Genomic DNA, 3,224 nt, shown 5'->3' with positions numbered 1-3,224 from the left:
AGTCAAAATTTAACTTAAAATACTTATATAACGTAAATTTATCCTTTAATGAAACTTCTTAAAATTTTATATTTTTTGATAAATATTATTAAACAAAAGAAAATAGTTATCTATCTTTTAAGCTTTCTTGTCCTATACTTTTAAACTCCATATCAAAAAAATAATCAGAAAAGAGCAAGTGATGCGTGAAATTTTAAAACGAGATGGCACAAGGCAAGAATTTGTGGCATACAAGATAGTAGATGCGATCAAAAAGGCATTTGCAAGCGAAAATAAAGCTTATGACGAGCAAGTTTTTACAAACGTAGTCCAAGACATCTTTCAAAAATCAAGTGCGATAACAGTCGAAGACATCCAAGATGCGATCGAAAAAGAGCTATTTGACGGCGGACATTTTGAAGTTTTAAAGAGCTTCATGCTCTACCGCCACACACACAAGCTCCAACGCGAGCAAATTTTAGGCCTAAACGAAGATACGACCTATATAAACTCAACCCAGACGATAAATGAGTATATAAACGGCACCGACTGGAGAATTTCTGCAAATTCAAACACCAGCTACTCAAACGCAGGCCTTATAAACAACACAGCCGGCAAAGTGATAGCAAACTACTGGCTGGACGCTGTTTATAACAAAGAAGAGGGTCTTGCTCACAGAAATGGCGACTACCACATCCACGACCTAGACTGCCTCACAGGATATTGCGCTGGCTGGAGCCTGCGAGCCTTGCTAAATGAGGGCTTTAACGGCGTTCGTGGCAGGGTCGAGAGCAGAGCACCAAAGCACTTTAGAGAAGCACTCTATCAGATGGCAAATTTCTTAGGCATTTTGCAAAGCGAGTGGGCAGGCGCTCAAGCGTTTTCTAGCTTTGACACATACCTTGCGCCTTATGTTTTCAAAGACGATCTAAGCGACGCCGAGATCAAAAAGGCGATAACTAGCTTTATATTTAACCTAAATGTCCCTGCACGCTGGGGACAAAGCCCATTTACAAACGTAACCATAGACATCACCTGCCCAAGCGACCTAAGAGATCAGATACCAACGAGCGATGATATACACCTTTTTACAAACGTAAAAGATGAGAAAATTTTGAAAAAAGCAAACGAGCGTGGCAGGAAAAATTTAGTCGATATGACCTACAAGGACTTTGAGCCTGAGATGGCGCGCATAGATAAGGCATTTTACGAGGTCTTAACAGCTGGCGACAAGTGCTCACAGCCTTTTACATTTCCGATACCAACGGTAAATATCACAGAGGATTTTAACTGGGATAGCGAAGTAGCAGACGTGCTCTTTGAAAATACCGCCAAAATGGGCTCAAGCTACTTTCAAAATTTCATCGGCTCGCAATATACTTATGACGAAAATGGCAACAAGATAGAAAACGAAAACGCCTACAAACCAGGCCACGTGCGCTCTATGTGCTGCCGCTTGCAGCTTGATCTAAGAGAGCTTTTAAAGCGTGGTGGTGGTCTTTTTGGAAGCGCTGAGATGACTGGCTCAATAGGCGTCGTCACTATAAATTTAGCCCGCCTAGGATACAACTACAAAGGCGATAAGGTCGCACTTTATAACAGACTAAGCTATCTTTTAGAGCTAGCTAAATCAACCCTAGAGAAAAAGCGTAAATTTATAAAAGAGATGTATGAAAGAGGGCTTTATCCTTACACGGCTAGATATCTAAAGCACTTTAACAACCACTTTAGCACGATCGGCATAAATGGCATGAACGAGCTACTTAGAAATTTCACCGACGATAAAGAGAACATTTCAACTAAATTTGGACGAGAATTTGCCCTTGAGATGGTTGGCTTTTTACGCGATAAGATAAGGACATTTCAAGAAGAGAGTGGAAATTTATACAACCTTGAGGCCACACCAGCTGAGGGCACGACATACCGCTTTGCCAAAGAGGATAAGAAGCGCTATCCAGACATCATCCAAGCAGGCGAGGGGGATAATATCTACTACACAAACTCAACCCAGCTACCTGCAAATTTCACAGACGACGCTTACGAAGCGCTTGATCTGCAAGATGAGCTACAAAGCGCCTACACTGGCGGCACCGTCTTTCACCTATATATGAAAGAGCGCATAAGCTCGGCTAAAGCTTGCAAAGAGCTTGTAAAGAGTATAATCTCAAACTACAAACTCCCATACATCACGATAACGCCAGTCTTTAGCGTCTGCTCAAAACATGGCTACATAGCTGGCGAGCATGAGTTTTGCCCGCTTTGTGATGCAGAGCTTATAGAAAAAGAGAAGAAAAAATCCAAATAAGGAGAGGAAATGACAGAAAAAGAAATTTTAGAAAAAGTGCAAGATAAACGCACAAGATGCGTGGTTTATACTCGTGTTATGGGCTATCACAGACCAGTTGAGAGCTTTAACCTCGGCAAAAAAGGTGAGCACAAAGAACGAATAAAATTTGACGAATACGCGAGTTGCTGCAAGAGATAAATTTCTTGCCTAAAAACAAGAATAAATTTAAAAAAATAAACTAAAATGCAAGCCAAAGGCACGCCCCTTGTGCCTTTGAATTTAAAAAAGGGGTCAAAAACTTGCAAAGAGTCTTTAGTATAACGCCATTTACGACGCTTGACTATCCAGACAAAGTGGCTGCTGTCATTTGGTTTGCAGGGTGTAATATGCGCTGTGGATACTGCTACAACATCGAGGTCGTGAAGTCAAATGGCACTATAAGCTTTAGTGAAGTTTGCGACTTTTTAGACCGCAGGGTCGGCAAGCTAAATGGCATAGTCTTTAGCGGCGGCGAATGCACAGCAAACCCTCTCTTTTTAAGGCTAGCACGCGAGGTCAAAGCGCGCGGCTTTAGCCTAAAGGTCGATACTAACGGCTCGTATTGTGACGTCTTAAAAGAGGCGATAGATGAGGGGCTGATTGATTACATCGCGCTTGATTTTAAAGCTCCAAAAGAGAAATTTATCGGCATCACTGGCTCAAATTTATATGAGAAATTTGCTGCCACGCTTAGATACTTGCTTGAGATAAATTTTAAATTTGAAGTTAGAACGACCGTGCATGCGGACTTGCTAAGCGAAAAGGATATCTCTGAGATGTCTGAGCTACTTTATGGGCTTGGGTATAGAGGCGACTACTTTTTACAAAAATTCTTTAACACTGGCGAAAATTTTGGAGGCTTAGGCGATCCAAAAAACAGCTTTGACCCAGATAAGATCACATCAAAACTACCTATCAG

The 3,224-nt window shown here is 41.5% G+C and carries 1 protein-coding gene and 1 pseudogene; both read left to right on the top strand.

The genetic code is table 11. From position 1 onward, the window contains the following. Positions 1-181 precede the first annotated feature (181 nt). Positions 182-2,464, top strand: a pseudogene (locus CYP77_RS03395) (ribonucleoside triphosphate reductase). A gap of 101 nt (positions 2,465-2,565) precedes the next feature. Beyond that, positions 2,566-3,224: anaerobic ribonucleoside-triphosphate reductase activating protein (locus tag CYP77_RS03390; RefSeq protein WP_103599690.1), on the top strand; the 659-nt coding region annotated here is incomplete at its 3' end.

This window comes from Campylobacter concisus, from assembly GCF_002913865.1.
In the GTDB taxonomy this organism is placed as follows: Bacteria; Campylobacterota; Campylobacteria; order Campylobacterales; family Campylobacteraceae; genus Campylobacter_A; species Campylobacter_A concisus_AM.
The sequence above is the reverse complement of the archived record's forward strand: the minus strand, read 5'-3'. Positions and strand labels throughout refer to the sequence as shown.